Source organism: Cereibacter ovatus (assembly GCF_900207575.1).
Taxonomy (GTDB): domain Bacteria; phylum Pseudomonadota; class Alphaproteobacteria; order Rhodobacterales; family Rhodobacteraceae; genus Cereibacter_A; species Cereibacter_A ovatus.
In genome coordinates this window covers 242,099-265,580 of sequence record NZ_OAOQ01000002.1, presented here as the reverse complement: position 1 = coordinate 265,580, position 23,482 = coordinate 242,099, and the positions used below count along the sequence as shown (strand labels likewise).

23 protein-coding genes are annotated in these 23,482 nt (G+C 67.8%); 8 read left to right on the top strand and 15 right to left on the bottom strand.

The features are described 5' to 3' along the window. The 3 genes from CRO07_RS03515 to CRO07_RS03505 are packed head-to-tail and all read left to right on the top strand — an operon-like array spanning position 1 to position 2,527. Positions 1-795 carry a TatD family hydrolase gene (locus tag CRO07_RS03515; RefSeq protein ID WP_097029298.1) on the top strand — a complete coding sequence of 265 codons (795 nt, stop codon included), beginning with the start codon at positions 1-3 and terminating at the stop codon, positions 793-795. Beyond that, positions 795-1,592, top strand: coding sequence for an MBL fold metallo-hydrolase (locus CRO07_RS03510; RefSeq protein WP_097029297.1), 798 nt, complete (start codon positions 795-797; stop codon positions 1,590-1,592). Before CRO07_RS03515 ends, CRO07_RS03510 begins: the two co-directional genes overlap by 1 nt. Then, positions 1,589-2,527, top strand: coding sequence for an AEC family transporter (locus CRO07_RS03505; protein WP_097029296.1), 939 nt, complete (start codon positions 1,589-1,591; stop codon positions 2,525-2,527). Before CRO07_RS03510 ends, CRO07_RS03505 begins: the two co-directional genes overlap by 4 nt. On the opposite strand, the gene CRO07_RS03500 is transcribed toward CRO07_RS03505, so the two are convergent. The 3 genes from CRO07_RS03500 to hemC form a co-directional block, all read right to left on the bottom strand. Further along, positions 2,512-5,184 carry a DUF2339 domain-containing protein gene (locus tag CRO07_RS03500; RefSeq protein ID WP_097029295.1) on the bottom strand — a complete coding sequence of 891 codons (2,673 nt, stop codon included), beginning with the start codon at positions 5,182-5,184 and terminating at the stop codon, positions 2,512-2,514. The genes CRO07_RS03505 and CRO07_RS03500 overlap by 16 nt on opposite strands. 79 nt (positions 5,185-5,263) lie before the next feature. Beyond that, complete coding sequence (locus CRO07_RS03495) at positions 5,264-6,025, bottom strand: BUD32 family EKC/KEOPS complex subunit (protein ID WP_097029294.1); 762 nt, start codon at positions 6,023-6,025, stop codon at positions 5,264-5,266. Between the two features lie 202 nt (positions 6,026-6,227). Then, complete coding sequence (gene hemC / locus CRO07_RS03490) at positions 6,228-7,160, bottom strand: hydroxymethylbilane synthase (protein ID WP_176504477.1); 933 nt, start codon at positions 7,158-7,160, stop codon at positions 6,228-6,230. A gap of 112 nt (positions 7,161-7,272) precedes the next feature. On the opposite strand from hemC, the gene hemE reads away from it, so the two are divergent. Then, on the top strand, positions 7,273-8,304 hold the full coding sequence (gene hemE, locus CRO07_RS03485; RefSeq protein ID WP_097029293.1) for a uroporphyrinogen decarboxylase: 1,032 nt from the start codon (positions 7,273-7,275) through the stop codon (positions 8,302-8,304). Between the two features lie 96 nt (positions 8,305-8,400). Next, positions 8,401-8,997: a hypothetical protein gene (locus CRO07_RS03480; RefSeq protein ID WP_176504476.1), complete on the top strand. Its 597-nt coding sequence runs from the start codon at positions 8,401-8,403 to the stop codon at positions 8,995-8,997. A 19-nt stretch (positions 8,998-9,016) separates the two neighbouring features. On the opposite strand, the gene hemF is transcribed toward CRO07_RS03480, so the two are convergent. Beyond that, a complete protein-coding gene (gene hemF, locus CRO07_RS03475; protein WP_097029291.1) occupies positions 9,017-9,889 on the bottom strand; it encodes an oxygen-dependent coproporphyrinogen oxidase in 873 nt (290 codons plus the stop codon). 98 nt (positions 9,890-9,987) lie between these two features. Between hemF and CRO07_RS03470 the strand changes: the two genes are divergently transcribed. Then, entirely contained in the window at positions 9,988-10,401 is a 414-nt protein-coding gene (locus CRO07_RS03470) for a hypothetical protein (RefSeq protein ID WP_097029290.1), read from the top strand. Here CRO07_RS03470 and CRO07_RS03465 read toward each other — a convergent pair. The 4 genes from CRO07_RS03465 to clpS all read right to left on the bottom strand — a co-directional run bounded on the left by CRO07_RS03465 (position 10,398) and on the right by clpS (position 14,501). Next, positions 10,398-11,207, bottom strand: coding sequence for an SDR family NAD(P)-dependent oxidoreductase (locus CRO07_RS03465; protein WP_097029289.1), 810 nt, complete (start codon positions 11,205-11,207; stop codon positions 10,398-10,400). The genes CRO07_RS03470 and CRO07_RS03465 overlap by 4 nt on opposite strands. 12 nt (positions 11,208-11,219) lie before the next feature. Next, entirely contained in the window at positions 11,220-12,221 is a 1,002-nt protein-coding gene (locus CRO07_RS03460; protein WP_097029288.1) for a class I SAM-dependent methyltransferase, read from the bottom strand. 284 nt (positions 12,222-12,505) lie between these two features. Further along, the gene (locus CRO07_RS18370; RefSeq protein WP_204839981.1) at positions 12,506-13,909 is read right to left on the bottom strand and encodes a hypothetical protein; all 1,404 of its coding nucleotides are present in this window, start codon (positions 13,907-13,909) and stop codon (positions 12,506-12,508) included. 271 nt (positions 13,910-14,180) lie between these two features. Further along, a complete protein-coding gene (clpS, locus tag CRO07_RS03450) occupies positions 14,181-14,501 on the bottom strand; it encodes an ATP-dependent Clp protease adapter ClpS (protein ID WP_407919618.1) in 321 nt (106 codons plus the stop codon). A 193-nt stretch (positions 14,502-14,694) separates the two neighbouring features. Here clpS and CRO07_RS03445 point away from each other — a divergent pair, with 193 nt between their 5' ends. Both CRO07_RS03445 and CRO07_RS03440 read left to right on the top strand, forming a co-directional pair. Continuing rightward, a complete protein-coding gene (locus tag CRO07_RS03445) occupies positions 14,695-15,408 on the top strand; it encodes an HAD family hydrolase (RefSeq protein WP_097029287.1) in 714 nt (237 codons plus the stop codon). A gap of 181 nt (positions 15,409-15,589) precedes the next feature. Further along, positions 15,590-17,017 carry a serine hydrolase gene (locus tag CRO07_RS03440; protein WP_097029286.1) on the top strand — a complete coding sequence of 476 codons (1,428 nt, stop codon included), beginning with the start codon at positions 15,590-15,592 and terminating at the stop codon, positions 17,015-17,017. 142 nt (positions 17,018-17,159) lie between these two features. Here CRO07_RS03440 and ccoS read toward each other — a convergent pair whose 3' ends face one another. The 7 genes from ccoS to ccoO form a co-directional block, all read right to left on the bottom strand. Then, complete coding sequence (gene ccoS, locus CRO07_RS03435; protein WP_097029285.1) at positions 17,160-17,318, bottom strand: cbb3-type cytochrome oxidase assembly protein CcoS; 159 nt, start codon at positions 17,316-17,318, stop codon at positions 17,160-17,162. Continuing rightward, entirely contained in the window at positions 17,318-19,531 is a 2,214-nt protein-coding gene (locus CRO07_RS03430; protein ID WP_097029284.1) for a heavy metal translocating P-type ATPase, read from the bottom strand. Before CRO07_RS03430 ends, ccoS begins: the two co-directional genes overlap by 1 nt. 4 nt (positions 19,532-19,535) lie before the next feature. Continuing rightward, positions 19,536-19,994 carry a FixH family protein gene (locus CRO07_RS03425; RefSeq protein ID WP_097029283.1) on the bottom strand — a complete coding sequence of 153 codons (459 nt, stop codon included), beginning with the start codon at positions 19,992-19,994 and terminating at the stop codon, positions 19,536-19,538. Between the two features lies 1 nt (position 19,995). After that, a complete protein-coding gene (gene ccoG / locus CRO07_RS03420) occupies positions 19,996-21,429 on the bottom strand; it encodes a cytochrome c oxidase accessory protein CcoG (RefSeq protein WP_097029282.1) in 1,434 nt (477 codons plus the stop codon). A 226-nt stretch (positions 21,430-21,655) separates the two neighbouring features. Next, complete coding sequence (gene ccoP, locus CRO07_RS03415; protein WP_097029281.1) at positions 21,656-22,534, bottom strand: cytochrome-c oxidase, cbb3-type subunit III; 879 nt, start codon at positions 22,532-22,534, stop codon at positions 21,656-21,658. Then, complete coding sequence (locus CRO07_RS03410; protein WP_097029280.1) at positions 22,531-22,734, bottom strand: cbb3-type cytochrome c oxidase subunit 3; 204 nt, start codon at positions 22,732-22,734, stop codon at positions 22,531-22,533. Before CRO07_RS03410 ends, ccoP begins: the two co-directional genes overlap by 4 nt. A 10-nt stretch (positions 22,735-22,744) precedes the next feature. Continuing rightward, the gene (gene ccoO, locus CRO07_RS03405; RefSeq protein ID WP_097029279.1) at positions 22,745-23,470 is read right to left on the bottom strand and encodes a cytochrome-c oxidase, cbb3-type subunit II; all 726 of its coding nucleotides are present in this window, start codon (positions 23,468-23,470) and stop codon (positions 22,745-22,747) included. Positions 23,471-23,482 lie beyond the last annotated feature (12 nt).

Genomic DNA, 23,482 nt, shown 5'->3' with positions numbered 1-23,482 from the left:
ATGACGCCCGATATTCCGCAGATCGTCGACAGCCATTGTCATCTGGATTTCCCCGATTTCGAGGGCGAACTGCCCGAGATCGTCGCCCGTGCCCGCGCGGCCGGGGTGGGCCGCATGGTCACGATCTGCACCCGCCTGCGCCACGAACCCCGGGTGCGCGCCATCGCGGAAGCCTATGACGGCGTCTACTACGCCGCCGGCACCCATCCGATGAGCGCGGCCGAAGAACCCATGGCCACGGTTGACGCGTTGGTGGCCCTTGCCGCGCATCCGAAGTTCGTGGGCATCGGGGAAACCGGGCTGGATTACCACTATTCCGCCGACAGCCGCGCCGCGCAGCAGGAAAGCCTGCGCATCCATATCGAGGCCGCGCGCCAGACCGGCCTGCCGCTGATCATCCATGCCCGCGCCGCCGATGACGACATGGCCCGCATCCTGTCCGAGGAACACCGCGCGGGCGCCTATTGCTGCGTCATGCATTGCTTCTCGTCCGGGGCGGAACTGGCGCAGGCGGCGCTGGATCTGGGGTTCTACCTGTCGATGTCGGGCATCGCCGCCTTTCCGAAATCGGCCGAGCTGCGGGCAATCTTTGCCGCCGCGCCGCTGGACCGCATCCTTCTGGAAACCGACAGCCCCTATCTGGCCCCGCCCCCCCACCGCGGCCGCCGGAACGAGCCCGCCTATACCGCCCACACCGCCGCGAAAGGCGCCGAGGTCTTCGGGCTGACCCTGCCCGAGTTCGCCGCCGCCACCTCGGCCAATTTTGACCGGCTGTTTGCGAAGGCCGCCCGCTGATGGCGCGGCTGCGGTTCACCATCCTTGGCTGCGGCTCGTCGGGGGGGGTGCCTCGGTTGGGCGGGCATTGGGGGGAATGCGACCCCGCGAACCCGAAGAACCGCCGCCGCCGCTGTTCCCTGCTGGTCGAGCGGAGCGAGGGGCACGGCACCACCCGCGTGCTGATCGACACCACCCCCGACCTGCATCCGCAGTTGCTGGATGCCGGTGTGGGGCTGCTGGATGCCGTCGCCTGGACCCATGCCCATGCCGATCATGTCCATGGCATCGACGACCTGCGCCAGATCGTTTTCAACATGCAGAAGCGCCTGCCGGTCTGGGCCGATCCGGTCACGCAGGATGCGCTGCTGAACCGCTTTGGTTATGCCTTCGTTCAGCCGCCGGGATCGCTTTACCCGCCGATTCTGGATCTGAACACCATCGACGGCCCGTTCGAGGTCGATGGCGAGGGCGGAAAGATCCGGCTGGTGCCCTTCAGCGTCAGCCACGGCCCGACCGAGGCCTTGGGCTTCCGCATCGGCGATCTGGCCTATCTGCCCGATGTGGTGGCGATCCCGGAAGAAAGCTGGCCGCATCTTCAGGGGCTGCGGATGTGGGTGCTGGACACACTGCGCCGCCGCCCGCACCCGACCCACGCCCATCTGGCGCTGGCGCTGGACTGGATCGCGCGGGCAAAGCCGGAACGCGCGATCCTGACCAACATGCACATCGATCTGGATTACGATGCGCTGGCGGCCGAACTGCCCGCCCATATCAAGCCCGCCCATGACGGTCTGAGCTTCGATCTGGACGCATGAGCGCGCTGATCGACGTCATCCTGCCAGTCTTTCTGGTGATCGGCTTCGGATATGCGGCGGCGCGGGTGGGGCTGATCCCGGACCTTGCGGTGGATGGCATCATGCGGTTCGCGCAGAATTTCGCGGTGCCCTGCCTGCTGTTCTCGTCGATCGCGCGGCTGGATCTGGCGGCGAACTATGACCTTGGGCTGTTCGCCTCGTTCTACGCCGGGGCTTTCATTGGCTTTGCCCTTGGCTTTCTGGGCGCACGGCATCTGTTTCGCCGCCCGCTGGAAGATTGCGTGGCGATCGGCTTTGCCTGCCTGTTCTCGAACTCGCTGCTGCTGGGCCTGCCGATCACCGAACGCGCCTATGGCCCCGACGCGCTGGCGGCGAACTATGCCATCATTTCAATCCATTCGCCGCTGCTGTATGGCTTTGGCATCACCGTCATGGAGCTTGTCCGCTCGCGCGGGATGGGGCTTTCAAAGCCGCGGCTGGCGCGGCAGGTGGTGGTGGCGATCTTCAGCCAGCCGCTGGTGATCGGGATCTCATTGGGCTTTGTGGTGAACCTGTCGGGCATGGTGCTGCCCGGCGCCATCGATGCCGCGGTCGGCATGATGAGCCGCGCGGCCCTGCCCACGGCGCTGTTCGGGCTGGGGGGGGTGCTGCTGCGCTATCGCCCCGAAGGCGACATGAAGGTGATCGCGATGATCTGCGGCCTGTCGCTGATCGTGCATCCGGGTGTGGCCTTTCTGCTGGGGCGCGGGGTGTTCGATCTGGAAACCGCGCAGATCCGGTCTGCCGTGGTGACGGCGGCAATGGCACCGGGGGTGAATGCCTATCTGTTCGCCAACATCTATGGCGTGGCCAAGCGGGTCACGGCCTCGGCGGTGCTGATCGCCACCGCAGGCTCCATCCTGACGATCTGGGTCTGGCTTCAGCTTTTGCCCTGATCCGCCATCGCACGGCGGATCAGCGCGTTCAGCCATGCCATCCCCGCCAGCGCCAGCCCAAGACAGGCAAAGCTGAGAACCCGGACCAGCCCCGACAGCCCCGCGGCATCCCACAGGAACACCTTGGCCACCGTCACGCCGATCACCACCATCGCCAGCCGGCGCAAGGGTTCCGACCGCCGCTGCACCGCCAGCCACAACAGCGCCGCCCCCGCCACCAGCATCGCCAGCGTATAGCTGTAAAGCTCGCCCTGCATGACACCGGGGGCGTCGATCCGCTCGCCCTGCCACAGGCGGCGGATTTCCAGTGCAAGCCACAGGATCGCGAACCCGATCCCCAAAAGCCGCACCGACCGCCGCAACCGCCCCAGCGCCGGCAACAGCGCCCCCGCGATCAGAAGCGCCGCCGGCACCGCATAGGCCAACGCCAGCGAATCAAGGATCGGCGGGCCGATGATGCGCCCGTCGGCCCCCGCCACCAGCGGATTGGCCAGCGTCAGCGACAGCAGCAGCGGCACCGCGGCCAGCAGCGCGGCACCGGCTGCGATCACCCGGCGCAGCAGATCGACGCGGCCGCCATCGCCCTGCACCCGCCAAAGCTGCGCCCCCGCCACCAGCAGCCACGGCACCGCCTGAAGCGTCAGGAACCAGTGTGTCCACTGCGACTGATCGGGCGGAAGGCCGCGCAGGAACAGCACGTTGGTCAGCAGCGCCGCCCAGACCACCACGGCGCTTTCGGCCACCGCTCGCTCGATCCGGCGGCCAGAGGCCAGCAGATGCCGCGCCGCCAGCGCCGCCATGATCGCCCCGGAAAAGGCCACCAGCACATGGCCCAGCGGCGCGATGCCGGCCCAGTCAAGGCCAGGATCGACCACCAGCCGATAGCTGATCGCCGCCACCGCCGCCTGCATGAACCAGCCCATCTCGACCAGCGACAGCCGCCGGTCCAGCCAGACCGCCGTCACCGCCAGCACACCGAAGGCCAGCGTCAGCGCGGCAGCATCCAGCAGCAGGAACAGGGCCAGCGCCACCGCCGACAACGCCGACAGCACCGCCCAGGCCATCGGCCGGCGATCCGCCTGCCCCGCCCAGCGCCACGCCAGCCAGGTCATCAGCCCCGCCACCGCCATCACATGCAAGGCCCAGGGCAGCAGCCCAAGGACCGGCGCGGGAAGCCAGCGAAACTCCAGCAGGGCCGCCGCGACCGGCGCCGCCAGCACCGCCGCCAGCGCCAGTGGCCGCAACAACGCGCCCCGCGCCCGCTGCGCCAGCGCCAGCGTCACCAGACCCGCCAGCAGCAAAAGCACCGAAACGGTGGCGGGGGGGGCGGTTTCGGGCTCTCGCAGCAGGATGGTTTGGGCGGAAAAGACCGCAGCCGACCGCTCGTCGGTCCAGAGTTGGGCAAGGAAGGCCGCGGCGGGCAGGATCGCAAGGTCTCCGATCCCGGGCGCGCGCAGGCTGGCCACCGCCAGCCCCAGTGCCAGCGCGGCCAGTGCAGCAAAGGACCACATGCCGTCCAGCGTCAGCCACAGGGCGAGCGTCGTCGCCACCACCGTGCCGAAGGCCAGCCGCACCGGAAAGGACGGGCTGCCCCCGCCCATCAGCGCGTCAAGGATCGCCGGCGCCTCGTGCTCGGGGATCGGCGCGCGTTCGGGCACCACCACCGCCATCACGGCAAAGCCCAGCAGCGCCAGCGCCCAACCTTCATCCCCGGCGCCGGCCAGCGCCATCAGAAAGGCGCCGCCCATCCCCACCACCAGCGCCAGCACCGAGACCCAGGCCCAGCGGCGAAAGGCATCGACCGCAAGGCCAAGAAAGGCGATCAGCAGGTAATAGGGATAAAGCGCCGCCGTGGCCCCCGATCCGCCCGCCACCAGAAACGGCGCCGCCCCCGCCCCCAGCAGCCCCATGGCGACCAGAAACGGACCGTGACGCCAGCCCAGCACCACCGCGCCCAGCGTCGTCGCCACCAGCCCCGCCAGTGTCAGCCCTGGACCATACAGCGCATAAAGCAACCTCCCGGCGACAATACCGGCATAGACCGAAACGATCCCCGCCGCCGAGAACACCGAGGGCAGGTAAAGGGCCGGCGCGTCCTCGCCCTCGCCGCCCCGCCTGCGCACCCATTCGCCGGCCGCGATCAGGCCAAGGCCGAAGGCCACCGCCGCGGCCACACGCAGCGCAGGCGGCAGCAGGCCCTGCTCGATGCCGTATTGCACGAAGAAGATGCCGGCCAGCGCCAGCGACACCGCCGACAGCGTAAAGGCCCAGTTGGTCCGCAGCCAGACGAACAGCCTCGCCAGCCGGTCGCGGCGCAGGACATAGGGGCGTTCGGGCGCGGGTTCCGCCTGCGTTTCCGGCGCTGGCGCACGATCCCACGGGCCGGCGATCGGCGGCGGGCGGTCGGCGGTCACTGGAAGGGCATCCGACGCGGGCGCAGGTGGTGCAACCGGATCGGGCTGCGGCCGCGCCATCACATCCGGCAATGCATCGGCTGCGGGCGCCGGGCTGCCCAGACGCGCAAGGGCGGCCTCGACCTCGGCCAGCCGCGCGGTCAGCCGCGCCTGCCGCACCAGCAGCACGACCGTCGCCACCGGCGTTCCCACCACAATCGCCAGCGTCAGCAGCGCCAGAAGGATGATCGTGCCCTCGTCCATCGCCAAACCCCTGCCCGCGGCTGATTCCTCGGCCACGATGGCACGGAACGCCTGCGATGGGCAGGCCCTGCGACCGCGGTCAGCGCCGCCGCGCCGAGACGTAGGCCAGCGCCAAAGGCAGCGCCATCAACTCGCGCGAGGCAGGCCGCCGCGCCACCAGTTTCACCGCAGCGGCGGCCGGGGCGACCATCGCCGCCAACAGCGCCATGCGCCGCACCGCGCCCCATGTCCCTTCCGGCGCATGGGCAAGATAGGCGGTCAGCGCCGCGCCTAGCGCCTCATGCGCGCTGCGGTCGGCGCAGAGGCAGGAATGGATGAAGATCAGCACATCCAGCGCGAAATGCCGCTTGCGCCGCCGCCGCATCGCCGTGCGCGACAGGCTGATGAAGCGGACCGTCGTCCCGTCCCAGCAGATCGAGCGCATGGTGGGCCGGCCGTGGGTCACACCCGCGCGATGCAGCCGCGCCAGCGCCTCGCCCGCGGCGGCAAAGGCGGCCTGCCGTTCGCGCGCACAGGTGTCTGCGGCGCGCAGCAGGTGGCGCAGGTTGGCGCCCGCGTCGCGCGTCACCAGCCAGTCGGTGTGACCATCCACCAGCGCCACCACCGGAAGGCCCGCCGCGCCCAGCGCGACGCAAGCCTCGCGTTCGCGGCGCAGCAAGCGGCGCATGTCGCCCTTGCGCTGCCAGTTGCGGTGGGTCGCATCCTCGACCCGCTTCAGCCAAAGCTGATCGCCATCGGGCAAGGGCAGCGGTTTCACCCGGACCGGCGTTTCGCAAAGGGCCGCGGCGATCACCGGCGCGAAGGGATCGGCGGAAGGGGCGGCTGGATCGATCTGTGACATGACCAGAGTCCCGGCGGCTTTGTGCCGTCATGGGATCAGGTTAGCAGCGATCCGCGCCCCGTTGAGGGCGCCTGTTGCCGCACCTTGCGGAAAAATCAGTCACACTTTGAACGGGCGGCCCGGCGGCGAATCCCGGCATGGCCAAGGGATGCGCAACGCCCCGCAAAGCGGCCAGAGCGGGCGCCCGCTCTGGCCGAAAGCCTCAGCGCCAGCTGAAGAAGTCGGCGGGCGCGCGGCCCAGCAGCTCGGACGCCAGTTCGGCCCCCAGCGCCGCGGCATCCGGGATCGGGCCACGGATCTCGCCCGAGATGCATTCGGACCCGTCGGGGCGCAGGATCTCGCCGCGCAGCCAGATCTGGTCGCCTTCCAGCAGGCACAGCCCTGCGATCGGCGTCTCGCACGAACCGTCCAGCTTCAGCAGATAGCTGCGCTCGGCGGCAAGGCGGTGGCCGGTGGGCACGTCATGGATCGCGGCCAGCATTTCCTGCGTGCGCGGATCGTCGATCCGACGCTCGATCCCGATGGCGCCCTGCGCCACGGCCGGCAGCATTTCTTCGTGCTCGATCGCGATGCGCGGCACTTCGGTCATGTTCAGCCGGTTCAGCCCGGCCATCGCGAGGAAGGTGCCCCGCGCCACCCCGTCGGACAGCTTCTTGAGACGGGTCTGAAGGTTGCCACGGAATTCCACGATCTGAAGATCGGGACGGCGGTTCAGCAGTTGCGCGCGGCGGCGCAGGCTGGAAGATCCGACCACGGCGCCCTGCGGCAAATCAGCCAACCCACCTTCAGCGAAGGTGATGAAGGCATCGCGCGTGTCTTCGCGCGGCAGGTAGGTGTCAAGGATCAGCCCATCCGGCTGAAGCGTCGGCATGTCCTTCATCGAATGGACGGCGATATCGATTCCGCCGTCAAGCAGCGCGTCCTCGATCTCGCGGGTGAACAGGCCCTTGCCGCCAATCTCTTTCAGAGGGCGGTCCAAGACCTTGTCACCTGTGGTTTTTATCACCACGATCTCAAATACCTCTTCCGGCAACGAGAACGCGGCCGACAGGCGGCTGCGGGTCTCGTAGGCCTGAGCCAACGCAAGCGGCGAGCCGCGCGTGCCGATCTTGAGGGGTTCAGCGGGGGTGGGCATGGTGTGTGTCATGGCGATTTGGTTAGCGTTGTCCAGTTGCCCTGACAACTCCCCATATTGACATCGGGGGCGCGGCTTGGGAACCAGCACCCAAGCTGAGAAGGAGCACCCCATGACCAAGACGATGCTGCGTGCGCTGCGGGGCGAAACCCTGCCCACGCCCCCGATCTGGCTGATGCGTCAGGCCGGCCGCTACCTGCCGGAATACCGCGCGACGCGGGCCGAGGCGGGCGACTTCCTCTCGCTGTGCTACAACCCGGAACTGGCCGCCGAGGTGACGCTTCAACCGATCCGCCGCTATGGCTTTGACGCGGCGATCCTGTTTGCCGACATCCTGCTTCTGCCGCAGGCCCTTGGTGCGGATCTGTGGTTCGAAACCGGCGAAGGCCCGCGGATGTCCACGATCACCGACATGGCCGGGGTCGAGGCGCTGAAGGGCAAGGACGAGATCCACGACAAGCTGGCCCCGGTTTATGAGACCTGCCGCATCCTCGCCCGCGAACTGCCCGCCGAGACCACCTTCATCGGGTTTGCCGGGATGCCGTGGACGGTCGCGACCTACATGATCGCGGGCCGCGGGTCCAAGGATCAGGCCGCGGCGCACAAGCTGAAGGACACCGACCGGGCGGCCTTTGTCGCGCTGATGGACCGCATCACCGATGCCACCATCGAATACCTGTCGAAGCAGGTCGAGGCCGGCTGCGAAGTGGTCAAGCTGTTCGACAGCTGGGCCGGCTCGCTGAAAGGGCAGGACTTCGAGGATTTCGCCGTGGAACCGGCGCGCAAGATCATCGCGGAACTGAAGGCCCGTCACCCCGGTCTGCCGATCATCGCCTTCCCGCGCGAAGCCGGCGAGGGCTATATCGGGTTTGCCGAAAAGACCGGCGCCGATTGCGTGGCCATCGACAACTCGGTGTCGCCGGAATGGGCGGCCGAGAATGTCCAGAAGGGCAAGACCTGCGTTCAGGGCAACCTTGATCCGAAATACATGGTGACGGGCGGCGACGAACTGGTTCAGGCCACCAAGGGCGTGGTCGAGGCGTTCAAGAACGGCCCGCATATCTTCAACCTTGGCCATGGCATCACGCCGGAAGCCGATCCGGAAAACGTCACGCTGCTGGTCAACACGATCCGCGGCAAGTGATCCATCGGGGGCGGCTCACGCTGCTTTGAGCCGCCCCCGCTTGCCTTGTGCCGCCACAGCGGACAGGCTGACATGACCGACCCTGCCGGAGTTGTCATGCGCACCCTTCTTGCCCTTTTGCTCATGTTGCCCGCACCGGCGCTGGCCAAGCCCGAAGCCTGTCTGACCTCTTTGGAAGGCTTCCCGACCGCGCTGAGCTGGGACACGAAGGATCAAGAGGTTCGCGCCAACCGCTCGATCCGCGAACGCTGGCTGGGGGGCTATGGCGACATCACCTGCCCCGGCTATGTGACGCTGCGCGCGATGACGCCGGGGCTGAATGACCGTGAGCGCGCGGTGTTCTGCCTTCAGTTCGACCGCGAGGCCAACACCTACACCGGCTTTGCCGAAGGCGAGCGCGACGCCTATCTGCATTGCGCCCGGCCCACGGGTGCCTTCTGCCAAAGGGTCAACGATTCGACCGGGGCCGCGCTGTCCATCGCCGGACAGGCGGGACGGGTGGTGAACGGTGTCCGCGCGGTGGAAAACGGCACCGGCGCGGTGATCCTGTCGGGCACCGCGGGTTCGGTCTCGGCGGCGCTGTCCAGCCTTGGCGCCACGGCGCTGTCGGCGGCGACCGCGCCGGCCGCACTGGCCGCTGCCGCCGTCACCGTCGTCGCGGTGGGCGGCGCGGTCTATGTCTGTTCGGAATAGCCCGCCGACCGCCGCCCGATCAGACCCATTTCGCCAGCGGCGGCAGGCTCATCAGCACGGCATCGGCATCATGGCCTGATTCCAGCCCGAACTTCGTGCCGCGGTCGTAGACAAGGTTGTATTCGGCATAAAGCCCGCGATGGATCAGTTGCGCCTCGCGGTCGGCCTCGGTCCAGGGGGTGGCGCGGCGGCGTTCGACCAGCGGCAGGAAGGCCGGCAGGAAGGCGCGGCCCACCGCCTGGGTAAAGGCGAAGTCGGACTCCCATTCGCCCGAGTTCAGATCGTCGTAGAAGATGCCACCGACGCCCCGCGCCCGCCCCCGGTGCGGAATGAAGAAATAGTCATCCGCCCAGGCCTTGAAGCGGTCATAGCAATCGGGTGCGCGCGTGTCGCAAGCCGCGCGCAGGGTGGCGTGGAAATGCGCCGTATCTTCGGGATAGTCGAGACAGGGGTTCAGGTCGGCGCCGCCGCCGAACCACCACGCCTGCGGGGTCCAGAACATCCGCGTGTTCATATGCACCGCCGGCACATGCGGGTTGCGCATATGCGCGACAAGGCTGATCCCCGAGGCCCAGAATCGCGGATCGCTGTCCATCCCCGGCACCCCGCGCGCCGCCATCGCCCGTTGCGCGGGCGCGGCCAGCGTGCCGTGCACGGTCGAGACATTCACGCCCACCTTCTCGAACAGGCGGCCGCCGCGCATCACGCTCATCAAGCCGCCACCCCCACCGCTTTCGCGCTGCGTCTCGCGCAGGGCGAACCGGCCGGGCGGGGGGCCGGCCTCGTCCGGGGCGGTGTCCTCGGCCGCCTCGAACGCGGCCACGATCCGGTCGCGCAAGGCGCGGAACCAGCCCGAGGCGCGGGCTTTGCGCTCGTCCATCGCATCAATCATGCATGTCCCCCATAGCTTTAAGCAAAGGGCTAGCAGCTTTGCCCGCAGCGATCCAGAATCCCTTTGCGACGCGCCGCCAAAGGGCTAACCTCAGCCCCATGAAAGCCCTTGCCCTGCCCCTTCTTCTGCTTGCCACCCTTGCCGCCTGCGGCACGCCGCAGGATCGCTGCATTTCGCGCGCAACACGCGACCTGCGGGTGGTGGACGATCTGATCGCCGAATCGCAGCGCAGCCTTGCGCGCGGCTATGCGTTTGAAGAACGGGTGGATTACCGCCCGGAATGGGTGGAATGCGGCCCGCCTGTCGTGCGCACGCGCAAGAACGGCGACCGGGTGTTCTACCCGGCGCGGCGCTGCTTCGAACAGGTGCCCCATACCGTGCGAGAGCCGGTCGCCATCGACCTTGGCGCCGAGAGGCGCAAGCTGGATCAGCTTCTGGTGAAGCGCCGGCAACTGGCGCGGCAGGCCGAAGCGCAGGTGGCCCAGTGCCGGGCCACCTACCCCGAAACCTAGTAGACCGGGGCCACCGCAGCGTCGATCAGGCTGCGCCCGCCATCCAGCGTCACCACCTGCCCCGTCATGAAGGCCGCAGCATCCGAGGCCAGAAACTGCACCGTTTCCGCGATCTCGGACGCGGCGGCGATGCGGCGCATCGGCGTGCGCTCGGTGATCGCGCTGCGCCATGCCGGCGTGTCCTTCAGCGCGTTCTGAAGGCTGGCACTCATCATCGAGCCGAACGAGACCGCGTTGACGCGGATGCCCCTTGGCGCCAGCGCCACCGCCATCGACCGCGTCATCTGCTCGACCGCGGCGCAACTGATGGAATAGCCCAGCAACTCGGGCTGGGTGCGGCAGGCCGCGATCGAGGACAGGTTGACGACAGCGCCGATCTGCGAGGGCTTTTCCTCGGTCTTCTCGGCCCGCGCGATCATGCGCCTTGCCGTCATCTGCGTCAGCCGCAGGCCGGTCAACAGGTTCTGCTGCAACAGGAATTCCACCGCGTCATCCTCGGGGCACAGCGGGTCCGACGGCAGGATCTGCCGGCTGGCGTTCACAAGGATGTCCACCCGGTCAAAGGCGTCCATCGTGGCCGACAGCAGGTTGGTGATCGTCAGCTTTTCGCGCAGGTCGCCCGCGAACAGGCGCACCGGGCCTTCGGCACGGGCTTCCTCACCGACCTGATCTTCAAGCCGGGCCTCGTCGATGTCGACAAACATCACATTCGCGCCCTTGTCGACGAAATGCCGGGCCACGGCCAGCCCGATGCCGGCGGCAGCGCCCGTGACGATGGCGGTCTTGCCGGCGATGGAAAGTGACATGGTGGTCTCCTGTTACACGTCCGGGCGGCCGGCCTTGCGGGGCCGGGCAGCGCGGACGATCCTGAAGGCGGCATCGCCGCCGATCTCGTCGACCTCGACGAACAGGGTTCGAAGCTCGCGATCATAAGGCAGATGGCGGTTCGCCACCAGCCACAGCACCCCCGCCGGCTGCAACAGCCGCGCGGCGGTGCGCAGGAAGGCAAGGCCAAGGCCGGGGTCGGCCTCGCGTCCGGCATGAAAGGGCGGGTTGCACACCACCACATCGGCGGGCTTCGACAGCCGGAAGCGGGTGGCATCGGCCCAGTGGAAATAGGCGCGCGGATCGGGAATGTTCTGCCGCGCACAGACCAGCGCCGCGTGTTCGGCCTCGACCAGATCCAGCCGCTTGACCGCGCGCCTGTCCAGCACCGTCCGCGCCAGATAGCCCCAGCCGGCACCCAGATCGACCACCCGGCCCGCCAGATCCTTCGGCAGCGCCGCCGCCAGAAGTTCCGAGCCGCGGTCGGGCGCATCGGCCGAGAACACCCCCGGCAGGGTGACGAACCCGCCGTCGATCTCGGTCGGGCGGGCGGCCCAGTCTTCCAGCCCCGGACCGGCGGCAAAGGTGAACAGCTTGCCATGCGCCTTCGACAGCGCGGCCGAAACCGGCAGCCGGGCGGCCAGATCGCGATAGGCGGTCTCGATCCCGTCGGTTTTCTGGCCGTCCACGATCACCGGCCCGCCGTCTGCCACCGAGGCCGCGGCCTCGGCCAGCAGCGCCCGCGCCTCGGCCCGCGCCCGCGGCAGGCAGACCAGCGCCGCGGCATGGCCCGTGCCGCCCTCGGTCGCGACGCGAAAGCCGCGGGCGGCCAGCGCGTCGTGATCGGGGCGAAAGCCCTGCACCAGCAGCAGCCGGTCCTTTGGCAGCGCCGAAAGGTCGTCATCGGCCCGGGGGCGATAGACCACGATGCTGCCGCTGTCGGGCAGGGTGACGGCGCCGCTGTCCAGCGCGAGGGTCAGACGGGCAGAGCGCATGGGACGGCCGCGACGCCCGTTCCTATCCTGTTGAGCAAGACGATTCCCCCTTTGACCCGGAACGACACGCCGTTCACCCGCACCCGCCCCCTTTATCAACAGCCGCGGCGGGGGACAACGCGCGAAGCCGCCCACCCCCGACAGGGCCGGCGGCATCGCGGCACAGAGAATCGTTCACGAACCGGGCGGGGGGGGGGATTCGGCGCGCTTGCCCTGCACGGGCCGATTGCAGCGAACGGACAGATCGGCTGCGACACCACGCGCCGGGCCGCCGTCGTGCGAAGTCAGCCGTTCCGGCCGCCCCCCTTGCCGCCGCCGCCGTTTCCGCCACCGTGGCCGCCGCCGTTCCCACCATGGCCGCCGCCACCGCCGCGGCCTCCGCCATCGCGACCACCGTCGCCGCTACGGCCGCCCGCGCCTTCCCCTTTCGCACCGCCGGCATCCTTCCCTCCGGTCGCGCCGCCGGCACCCTTCCCTCCGCTCGCGCCGCTGGTGTCCTTGCCTCCGCGCGCACCGCTGGCAGCGCCCCTGCCGGACGCCGCCGATGCGCCAGACTTGCCCGGTTCGACGGATGTCCCGGGCCCCGTCGCCCTGCCCTTCCGTCCGGTCGCGACCTCGGCCCGGGCCACCTGTCCGGGAACAGCCTGTCGCGTCCCGATCGGGGACACGGCGCCCCGGTGCGCTGTGGTCTCATCCACCGAGGCGGTCGAAACGGTAACCGTTTTGGATGCGGCCTTACGACCCGCCTTCGCCACGCGCTTCGTCGGGGTCAGCGCCGACAGGAACGGCAGCGTGGCCGGGGCGATGCTGACCGCCAGACAGGACTGACTGCGACACCCCTCGCCGCCGTCCCGACCGCTGGCGATCAGCAACAGGTCGGGCGCACCGCCCCCCGAGGTCTCTGCACGGGCGACGCCGGCCCGTGGCCGCGCGCCCGCCCCCGGCGGGGTGACGGCGAAGGCCACAGGGGCAAGCGGGGCTGCGCGGGATGCCGGCATGTCGGGAAATGGCACCGCCGCCCCCGCCGCCGCGACAGGGGCGGGCCAGACCAGCACCGGCCCCGAGCCGCGATCGGCCCGCGGCAGCGCCTCGGCCAGCGCGGGCAGCGCCAGCAGCGGCACGTTCGGCGCGGCAAGGCGCGCCAGAAGTCCCGGCAGCCTCGGCCAGCCCGCGTCAGACCCGAGCGCCGCAAACAGGCGCGGCGATGCGGCCCAGATCAGCGGCCGGGCAGGTGGCACGGCATCGACCGCAGGCGCAGCCCCCGCCACGGCCACCGGCCCCAAAGCCGACAGCGCCGGCAAGGCCGCTGCCGGATCAGGGCGGCCACCCGGCAGGACAGGACGCGGGTCCGGCAGCGGATCGGCCATCAGATAGCGGATGTCCAGCGCGGTCTCCAGACGGTCGATCCAGCCGCGCGGGGCGGTCTGGGGCGCAAGCGTCAGATCCACGGACGCCGGGCCGTCAGCAACAAGGCTGCCGGAAACGGTGGACAGCAACCGCGTCAAGGGCGCGCCGGCCGTCAACGCAAACCCCAGCGCCAGATAGGCCACAGCGGCGGCACCGACCACCGACACAACGCCCACCCACGGCTTTTGGGGCGCGATCCGGGCAGGGGTGCGCAGGCGCGGGCCTTCCGGCACCGGCGTCAGGGCCAGCCGGCCTTCCAATCCGGGGTGACGCTGTTGCACGCCCAAACCGTGCCCTCCGCTTTGACCAGTCTGGAAATGTCCGACCGCAAGCGAAGATTAACCTTGATTAAGCGGATCCGTTCCCACCCTCTTTGGGATAAACAGGGGGTAGAGCGGCGGATTGTCGCCTATAGGTTGACAATATTCCCCTGCGCAGCGAACCAGCCAAGCCGCGCAGGACCGCGCCGACGGAACAGGCCGCCTGGGGCCATGAACAACCGAAAAAGCCCGCCTGTCGGGCGGGCGTGGAACGGCAATCAGACCGGGTTCCTTATTCCTTTTCCATCGTGCATTGCAGCGGATGCTGATGGCGGCGGGCGAAATCCATCACCTGCGCCACCTTGGTCTCGGCCACCTCGAAGGAAAAGACACCGACCACCGCAAGACCCTTCTTGTGCACGGTCAGCATGATCTCGAACGCCTGCGCATGGCTTAGCCCGAAGAAGCGTTCCAGAACATGAACCACAAACTCCATCGGGGTGTAGTCGTCGTTCAGCAACAGAACCTTGTACAGCGGCGGGCGCTGGGTCTTGCTGCGAGTCTTGGTCAGGATCGACGTATCCTCGCCGGGGGCATCCTTCTTGCCGGACATCTGAAGCGGACGCATGGTCAAGATCAAGGCTCCTGCCGAGGGCGGATTCGCAAGGTTGGACGAGAGCGACAGTATAGCCCATTTTCGTCCCACGGAAAGAGGTCCGCGCCCCGCATCCACCCTTGCCGCGCAAAGCATTTGCCGCAATGGTCCGCGCATCCGGGCCATGCCCGGCCAGCCGACCGGAGGGCGCATGAACGGACGCATCACCACCATCGGATTCGACGCCGACGACACGCTTTGGCAGAACGAGGCGTTCTTTCGCCTGACGCAGGACCGATTCACCGCACTTCTGGCCGATCATGCCAGCGCCGACCACCTGCACGACCGCCTGCTGGCGGCCGAGCGGCGCAACCTTGGCCATTATGGCTTTGGCATCAAGGGCTTCGTGCTGTCGATGATCGAAACCGCCATCGAGGTGACCGACGATCGCGTGCCCGCCCGCGTGATCCGCGAGATCATCGCCGCGGGGCAGGAGATGCTGGCCCATCCGATCGAGCTTCTGCCCCACGCCCGCGATGCGGTCGAGACGCTGGCCGCCGACCATCGGGTGATCCTTGTCACCAAGGGCGACCTGCTGGATCAGGAACGCAAGCTGGCGCAATCGGGGCTGGGAGAGCTGTTTCACGGCGTCGAGATCGTCTCGGACAAGACGCCGGCCGTCTATGCCCGCGTTTTCGCGCGGCACGGCGATGGCGCCGAACGCGGGCTGATGGTCGGCAACTCTTTGAAATCCGATGTTCTTCCTGTGATCGCGGCCGGCGGCGTCGGGGTCTACATTCCCCACGGTCTGACATGGGCGCTGGAACACGCAGACCCGCCCGACGGCCATCCGCGCTATCATACCCTGTCGGATCTGGGCGGGCTGGCGGCGCTGGTGGCCGATCTTGACCGGAATTTCCCATAACTTGAGGTTCTTGGCCAAGGCCGCCCCAGATCTGCGATCCGCGATGGAAAAGGCGCGGTAAAGCCCTTGAATTTCGGGGGTTTTCCAGAATCGTCAGCTGTGCTAGCCTGCCGCGCAGATCAAAGACACCGGACGGTCGCAAGAACCGGCGGGGAACGAGGCAGGCAGAAGGACAGGCGACGTGGCATCGCACCTGGGGCAGTTTGTCCATAAAATCCTATTCGTTGCAGCAGCTTCGGTTCTGGCTGCGCAGGCGGCACTTGCGGCGCCCTATGCGGCCATCGTGATGGACGCCCGAACCGGCGAGACGCTTTACGAAACCAACGCCACCACCCGGCTGCATCCGGCCTCGCTCACGAAAATGATGACGCTTTACATCACATTCGAGGCGATCCAGCGCGGCGAGATCTCGCTCGATACCATGGTGTCGGTGTCAAAGAACGCGGCGGCCGAGCCGCCTTCGAAGCTGGGGCTGCGGCCGGGGCAGCGGATCGCGCTGCGCTATCTGATCCGCGCCGCGGCAGTGAAATCGGCCAACGACGCCGCCACCGCGATCTGCGAAGCGGTGGGCGGGTCCGAGGCCGCCTTTGCCGAGCGGATGAACCGCACCGCCAAGGCGCTGGGAATGCGGCAGTCGACCTTTCGCAACTGCAATGGCCTGACCGCGGATGGCCACCTGTCCACCGCGCGTGACATGAACGTTCTGGGCCGGCGGCTGTTCTTCGATTTCCCGCAGTATTACAACATCTTCTCGCGCCGCACCGCCGATGCGGGCATTGCCACCGTGTCGAATACCAACACCCGTTTTCTGGATGCCTACAAGGGCGCCGACGGGATCAAGACCGGCTATACCTCGCCCGCGGGCTATAACCTGACCGCCTCGGCGCAGCGCGGCAACAAGCGGATCATTGCGACCGTGTTCGGCGGCACCAGCACCGCGCAGCGCAACGCCAAGATGGCGCAACTTCTGGATATCGGCTTCCGCGAGGCGCCCTCGAACGCCAAGGTCAAGCGGCCCGACCCGCCGGCCTATGAGGCGGTGGCGATGGCGCAGGCCGGCGCCCCCGTGGTCAACGACATGCCGGCGGTCGCGCGTTCGCCGCGGCCGCTGCGCAGGCCGGGGTCGGATGCGGCCTATGCCGCGGCAAGCGTTGTCGATGCCATGCAAGGCGGGATCGAAAGCGCGCTGGCCGAAGCCTCGGGCAGCGACCGGCTGGCGATGCAGGTGGCCGAAGCGGTCGCGCTGGATGGTGAGGGATCGGATTCGGGCATGGCCCAGCCGCGATCACGCCCCGAGGTGCAGCTTGCCGCGGCGCGGGCGCCCTCGCCGGTGCCGACCGCACCCGAGATCATCACCCGCATGTCCACTTCGGGCGGTCGGCACTGGGGGGTGAACGTGGGCCGCTATCCGTCGCGCAGTGCGGCCGAACGGCAGTTGATGCAGATCGCACTGGCCGAAAGCGTCGTGCTGGACAGCGGCCTGCGCAAGGTGACCGAGCGGTCGGGCGGGTATGACGCGAATTTCATGGGGCTGACCCAGGATCAGGCCGATCTGGCCTGCCGCAGGCTTCAGGCCCGTGCGATCCAGTGCTTTGCCATCGGGCCGTAACCGGCGGCGAGACAGCAGATGAAAAGCCCGCGGCCAGACCGGCACGCGGGCTTTTTCATGCCTTGTGGGCGCTGGGAAGGAAAGGCCGGTCATCCCGCCGGATGCCCCCCCCCCCGGCGGCCCGAGGGATCGGGCGCGGCGGTCAATCGCGCGGCCGGTCGTCGTAATCGGTCTTGAGGATGCGGTTCGCATCGCCTTCGGGGTCGTCATATTGCCGGGCACGCAGCGACCAGAAGAAGGCGGCAAGGCCAAGCCCGCCCAGAAACAGCGATACCGGAATAAGATAGGCCAGAATATCCATCACTTCACCCGCAAGGCGTTCAGCGAAACGCTGATCGAGGACAGCGACATCGCCAGCGCCGCCGCCAGCGGCGTGGCCAGCCCCACCAGCGCCAGCGGAACCGCGACGACGTTATAGCCGGCCGAGATCAGGAAATTCTCTTTGATCCGCCGGGTCGATTTCACCGCGATCCGCACCGCATCGCCAATGGGGGCAATGTCCTGCCCCAGCAGCACGATGTCCGATGCCACCCGCGCCGCATCCAGCGCCGAAGCCGGCGACACCGAGACATGCGCCGCCGCCAGCGCCGCGGTATCGTTCAGCCCGTCGCCCACCATCAGCACGCGCCGGCCTTCGGCCGTCAGCGCGGCGATGCGGGCGGCCTTGTCCTCGGGGCGGGCACCCGACTGCCACTCTGCGATGCCCAGACGGCGGGCCAGATCGGCCACCGGCGCCTCGGTATCGCCCGACAGCAGCAGGATGCGCTTGCCCTGCGCGGCCAGCACGCGCACCGCCTCGGCCGCGCCGGGGCGCAGGCGGTCGGCAAAGGTGAAGGCGCGCGTCTCCTGCCCCGTCGACAGATAGGTGGCCGTGACCGAAACCGGCGCCGCCCCCACCCAGTCGGCGCGGCCCAACCGCACCACGACGCCGTGGTAGCGCCCCTCGACACCAAAGCCCGGAACCTCGCGCAGATCGTCGATCACGGCGGGGCGGATACCGGCCGCACGGGCAGAGGCGGCGATCGCCAGCGCCAGAGGATGCGAGGACGCCTCGGCCAGTGCCATGGCCAGTTCCAGATCCGGGCGCCGATGCGAGGCAAGGTTGGTCAGATCCGGCGTGCCCAGCGTCAGCGTGCCGGTCTTGTCGAACGCCACGGTATCGACCTCGGCCAGCCGTTCCAGCGCGGTGCCGTGCTTGATCAGAAGGCCGCGCCGGAACAACCCGCCACTGGCCGCCGTCACCACCGCAGGCACCGCAAGACCCAGCGCGCAGGGGCAGGTGATGATCAGAACCGCGGCAGAAATGTTGATCGAGGTGCGCAGATCCCCCCCGGTGATCCACATCCAGACCCCGAAGGCCGAAAACGACAGGATATGCACCAGCGGCGAGTAAAGCCGCGACGCCCGTTCCGCAAGCGAGGTATAGCGCGTCTTGGCGCTTTCCGCGACCGCAACCAGATCGGCCATGCGGTGCAGGGATGAATCGCGCCCCGCCGCGGTCACCCGCACCGTCAGCGGGCCGGTCAGGTTCACCTCGCCGGCCGAAACCACCGTTTCGGGGCCGGCCTGCACCGGCAGGCTTTCGCCGGTCAGAAGCGAGCGGTCGAGTTCGGAAAAGCCTTCGACCACCACCCCGTCCACCGGCATCCGCCCGCCCGGACGCACGCGGATCAGCTCTCCCACCGACAGGTCTGAGATCGGCACTGTCACCTCGGCGCCTTCGCGCAGCGCCACGGCGCGCGGCACTTCCAGCGCGGCCAGTTCTTCGGCCGCGGACCGGGCGACGGCGCGGGTGCGGTGATCCAGATAGCGCCCCGCCAGCAGGAAGAAGGTCAGCATCACCGCCGCGTCGAAATAGGCGTGATGGCCGGAATGAAAGGTCTCAAACAGCGAGATCGACGAGGCCAGGATGATCGCCAGCGAGATCGGCACATCCATCCCCAGCCGCCCGACCCGCAACGCGGCCCACGCGCTGCGGAAGAACGGCTGACCGGCAAAGACCACCGTCGGCAGCGCGATGGCGGCCGAAATCCAGTGGAACAGATCGCGGGTGGCGCTTTCCGCACCCGACCAGACCGCCACCGACAGCAGCATCACGTTCATCATCGAAAAACCGGCGACGCCCAGCCGCATCAGCAGATCGCGGCCCTGCCGGTCGGTCTCGGTTGCGGACAGAAGGCCCGCATCCAGTTCGTGCGCCTCATAGCCCAGACCGGCGAGGGTCTCGATCAACTGATCCGCCGTCACCTCGGGGGCGGCATCGACCGACACCCGGCGCAGGGTCAGGTTGACCCGTGCCGAATGCACGCCGGGCAGCTTTTCCAGCCCGCCTTCCACCGTGGTCATGCAGGCCGCGCAATGCGCGGTCGGCAGCGACAGCACCAGCCGCCCGCCTGCCGGCCCCGCCATCGCCGCCAGCCGTTCGGCCGAAGGCGCGGCAAGACAGGCCGGGCAGGCCGAGGCCCCGCCGACACCATCGGCTTCGGGCAGGTCGATACGCTGCGCAACCGCCACAGGCTTACCCCTGCACGAACAGTTCAAGGCGCTGACGGAACGGCGTTCCCGGCGCCGAGGCCGCCTCGATCTTCAGCATCCACTTGCCGCGGGCCAGATCCAGCGGTGCGCGGAAGGCGCCGTCGGCGCGTGTGAATTCGGGACGGCGGTCCTCGCGCGCTTCGGTGGTGCGGCCCACAAGCACGTCCAGTTCATGCACCGCGGCCGGTCGCCCGGCCGCATCGGTAAAGCGCAGCACCAGTTCGCGGCCTGCCTGATCATACTCGGCCGCCAGCGACCAGCCCAGCGCCTGCTGGGCCGTGCGCTCGGCGTCGAAGGTCTGGCTGGCAACGTAAGAGTTCTGCACCTCCAGCCCGGGGAAGGTCGAGATCGCCTTGAAGGCCATCAGCAGGTTCACCGCGATGATGACACCGAAAGCCCCCACCGTGATCGCCAGCACCTTGCGCCCGGTCATCTCTGCCATGTCAGTTGCCCTTTCCGTTGAAGATGGTTTCGGCGCGGACCCGCTGGCTGGCGGTCAGATCCTCGACCCAGATTTGCAGATCGGTGCGTTCCGATTCGGCCGCCGGTGTGCCCTTGCCCGAGATGATATAGACGCGCTGCGTCATCGTCTCGTTCGCCGGAACGGTGACCACATCGCCGGTCGTGCCCTCCAGCGACAGCACAAGGTCGGCCTCGCTGGCGACGGTGATGCGGTATTGCCGGTCATCGCCCTGCTTGTTGCGCAGCCGCAGGTCATAGGTGTTGCGGATCGAGCCATCCGACAGCGTGACATAGGTCGGGTTGCGCACCGGCGTCAGGTTGATGTCGATGGGCGAACGCAGGAACAGCGCCACCACCAGCGCAATCCCCACCCCGGACCATAGCGCGGTGTAAAGCAGCGTCCGGGTGCGGAACACATGCCGCCAGGCCGAGCGCGGCGTTTCGCCCGCGCGTTCGGCGCGTTCGTCGGTCAGCGCCAGATAGCCGATCAGGCCCCGCGGCTTGCCGATCTTGTCCATCACCTCGTCGCAGGCGTCGATGCACAGCGCACAGGTGATGCAGGCCAGTTGCTGGCCGTCCCGGATGTCGATCCCCATCGGGCAGACGGTGACGCAGGCCATGCAGTCGATGCAATCGCCCTGATCGGGGCTGATCGGCTCGCCCTTTTTCAGCTTGCCGCGCGGCTCGCCGCGCCATTCGCGGTAGGCCACGGTGATGGTTTCCTCGTCCATCATCGCGGCCTGAATCCGGGGCCAGGGACAGGCATAGATGCACATCTGTTCGCGGGCAAAGCCGCCGAAGGCAAAGGTCGTCGCAGTCAGGATGCCGATGGTGATCCAGGCCACCGGATGCGCATCCAGCGTCAGAAGATCCACCAGAAGCGTCGGCGCATCGGTGAAATAGAACACCCAGGCCCCGCCCGTGGCCACGCTGATCAGCAGCCAAAGCGTCCATTTCGTCAGATATTTGCGGAGCTTTTCCCCGTTCCAGCGTTGACGCAGCAGGCGGATTCGGGCGTTTCGGTCGCCCTCGACCCAGCGTTCGACCTGAATGAACAGATCGGTCCAGACCGTCTGCGGGCAGGCATAGCCGCACCAGACCCGCCCCGCCGCCGAGGTGAACAGGAACAGCCCCAGCCCCGCCATGATCAGAAGGCCCGCCACGAAATAGAATTCATGGGGCCAGATCTCGATCATGAAGAAGAAGAAGCGCCGGTTCGCGATGTCGATCAGGATCGCCTGATCCGGCAGGTTCGGCCCGCGGTCCCAGCGAAGCCAGGGCGAGACGTAGTAGATGCCCAGCGTCACGGCAAGGATCCACCATTTCAAGGTGCGAAAGCTGCCGCTGACGCGCTTGGGGAACACGGGTTCCCGCTTGGCGTAAAGGTTGCTTGTTTCTGTATCGGGGCTGGTCACTGCGGACTCCGGCTTCAATCACGTTCCGGGTGCTATCAGACCGACCGACCTGCGCAACTCGACTTCGCGCAAATTACGCATCCGTGATACAACATTCACGGCGCGACAGGCCGCCCGCTTCCTGCCTTCGGCACATTTCAACCCCCCGCACTCGGAACGCACACACTGGGTAGGGGATCGATGCCGGCCCGGGGAACATTGGTCCCCCGGGCCGCTTCATCAACAGTTACTCGCCGCCACCAAGACCGTGGACATAGACCGCAACCGAACGGATGTCGGCTTCGGTCAGACGGACGTTCCAGTTCGGCATCACGCCAAAACGGGCATTGGTCACCGTCTCGGTCAGGGTCTCGCGGTCGCCTCCGTAAAGCCAGATCGCATCGGTCAGGTTCGGTGCGCCGACATCGCGGCTGCCGGTGCCGGCCTCGGTGTGGCAGGCGGCGCAATTCTCTGCGAACACCACCGCCCCTTCGGCGGCCAGCGCCGCGTCGTGGTCCTGCCCCGAGATCGCCAGAACATGCTCGACCACCTGGGCAATCTGGGTGCTGTCCAGAAGCTCGTCCGCGCCAAAGCGCGGCATCTCGGAATAGCGCGCCTCGTCGTTGGTGGTGTTGCGGATGCCGTGGGTCACGGTGAAGTGGATCGATTCGATGTCACCCCCCCAGATCCAGTCATCGTCCAGCAGGTTGGGATAGCCCTGCCCCTGCACGCCCGCCGCACCCGAACCATGGCACTGCACGCAGTTGGTGCGGAACACCGCGGCCCCCGCGTTGGTGGCATATTGCAGCAGTTCGGGATCGGCCGCGATCTGGGTCAGCTCGGTCTCGACCAGCTTCGCCTGGATCGCGGAATTGGCCTCGGCGAACCGCTGCTTTTCGGTTTCCAGATCGCCACGGGTCGAGAAGCCAAGCAGGCCCGGTGTCGCCGCCGAAACCAGCGGCCATGCCGGATAAAGCACCATGTAGCCCGCCGCCCAGGCGATGCAGGCGTAGAAGGTCCACAGCCACCAACGTGGCATCGGGTTGTCGTATTCCTGAATCCCGTCCCAGGAATGGCCGGTGGTCGGCGGCTCGCCGGGCTTCTGTTTCGTCGGTTTCACACTCATTTCCTCGCCTCCTCGGACGCCGATTCCCAATCGTCGCCGGCGGGTTTCCTCTCGTGACGGAAGATGGCGTTCGCCGCATCTTCATGTGCGCGGCGACTGCCGGGGCGCCAGGCCCAGAACACCACGCCCACGAAGAACAGCGTCAGAACCAGCAGCATCCAGCTGTCGGCAAAGCTGCGCAGCAGGCTGTAGGTTTCCATGCCCGCCCCCTTACCGGCTTGCGTCGGGGTTGAAGGTCGAGAAATCGACCATCGTGCCCAGCACCTGAAGATAGGCGACCAGTGCGTCCATCTCGGTCAGTTGCGGCTGGCCGTCAAAGTTGCGCACGGCGGCCTTGCCATAGCGTTCCAGCAGCCCGTCGCTGTCGCCATTCGGATCGGCCTGCACCTTGAAGTCGGCGACGGCGCTTTCCATCATCTCGTCGGAATAGGGTGTGCCGATCAGGCGATGAACCGCCATCGTGTCACCGATATAGCGGCCGTCGATCTCGCGGTTCGACAGGAAGCCGTATTTCGGCATGATCGATTCCGGCACCACCGACTGCGGGTTGGTCAGGTGATCCACATGCCATTCGTCGGAATAGCGTTCCCCCACCCGGGCAAGGTCGGGGCCGGTGCGTTTGGACCCCCACTGGAACGGGTGGTCATACATCGACTCGGCGGCAAGGCTGTAATGGCCGTAGCGTTCGAATTCGTCGCGCATCGGGCGGATCATCTGGCTGTGGCAGACATAGCACCCTTCGCGGATGTAGATGTCGCGACCGGCCAGTTCGAGAGGGGTGTAGGGCCGGACGCCCTCCACCTTCTCGATGGTGTTTTCCAGGTAGAACAGCGGCACGATCTGCACCAGGCCGCCGATGGTCACCACAAGGAAGCTGAAGATCAGCAGCAGCGTGGCGTTGGTTTCAAGGATCTTGTGCTTGTTCAGGATACCCATGGCGTTCCCTTT

Coding starts and splice junctions, on each gene's coding strand:
- CRO07_RS03515 (WP_097029298.1), top strand. CDS start 1: ATGACGCCCGATATTCCGCAGATCGTCGACAGCCATTGTCATCTGGAT.
- CRO07_RS03510 (WP_097029297.1), top strand. CDS start 795: ATGGCGCGGCTGCGGTTCACCATCCTTGGCTGCGGCTCGTCGGGGGGG.
- CRO07_RS03505 (WP_097029296.1), top strand. CDS start 1,589: ATGAGCGCGCTGATCGACGTCATCCTGCCAGTCTTTCTGGTGATCGGC.
- CRO07_RS03500 (WP_097029295.1), bottom strand. CDS start 5,184: ATGGACGAGGGCACGATCATCCTTCTGGCGCTGCTGACGCTGGCGATT.
- CRO07_RS03495 (WP_097029294.1), bottom strand. CDS start 6,025: ATGTCACAGATCGATCCAGCCGCCCCTTCCGCCGATCCCTTCGCGCCG.
- hemC (WP_176504477.1), bottom strand. CDS start 7,160: ATGCCCACCCCCGCTGAACCCCTCAAGATCGGCACGCGCGGCTCGCCG.
- hemE (WP_097029293.1), top strand. CDS start 7,273: ATGACCAAGACGATGCTGCGTGCGCTGCGGGGCGAAACCCTGCCCACG.
- CRO07_RS03480 (WP_176504476.1), top strand. CDS start 8,401: ATGCGCACCCTTCTTGCCCTTTTGCTCATGTTGCCCGCACCGGCGCTG.
- hemF (WP_097029291.1), bottom strand. CDS start 9,889: ATGATTGATGCGATGGACGAGCGCAAAGCCCGCGCCTCGGGCTGGTTC.
- CRO07_RS03470 (WP_097029290.1), top strand. CDS start 9,988: ATGAAAGCCCTTGCCCTGCCCCTTCTTCTGCTTGCCACCCTTGCCGCC.
- CRO07_RS03465 (WP_097029289.1), bottom strand. CDS start 11,207: ATGTCACTTTCCATCGCCGGCAAGACCGCCATCGTCACGGGCGCTGCC.
- CRO07_RS03460 (WP_097029288.1), bottom strand. CDS start 12,221: ATGCGCTCTGCCCGTCTGACCCTCGCGCTGGACAGCGGCGCCGTCACC.
- clpS (WP_407919618.1), bottom strand. CDS start 14,501: ATGTCCGGCAAGAAGGATGCCCCCGGCGAGGATACGTCGATCCTGACC.
- CRO07_RS03445 (WP_097029287.1), top strand. CDS start 14,695: ATGAACGGACGCATCACCACCATCGGATTCGACGCCGACGACACGCTT.
- ccoS (WP_097029285.1), bottom strand. CDS start 17,318: ATGGATATTCTGGCCTATCTTATTCCGGTATCGCTGTTTCTGGGCGGG.
- CRO07_RS03425 (WP_097029283.1), bottom strand. CDS start 19,994: ATGGCAGAGATGACCGGGCGCAAGGTGCTGGCGATCACGGTGGGGGCT.
- ccoP (WP_097029281.1), bottom strand. CDS start 22,534: ATGAGTGTGAAACCGACGAAACAGAAGCCCGGCGAGCCGCCGACCACC.
- CRO07_RS03410 (WP_097029280.1), bottom strand. CDS start 22,734: ATGGAAACCTACAGCCTGCTGCGCAGCTTTGCCGACAGCTGGATGCTG.
- ccoO (WP_097029279.1), bottom strand. CDS start 23,470: ATGGGTATCCTGAACAAGCACAAGATCCTTGAAACCAACGCCACGCTG.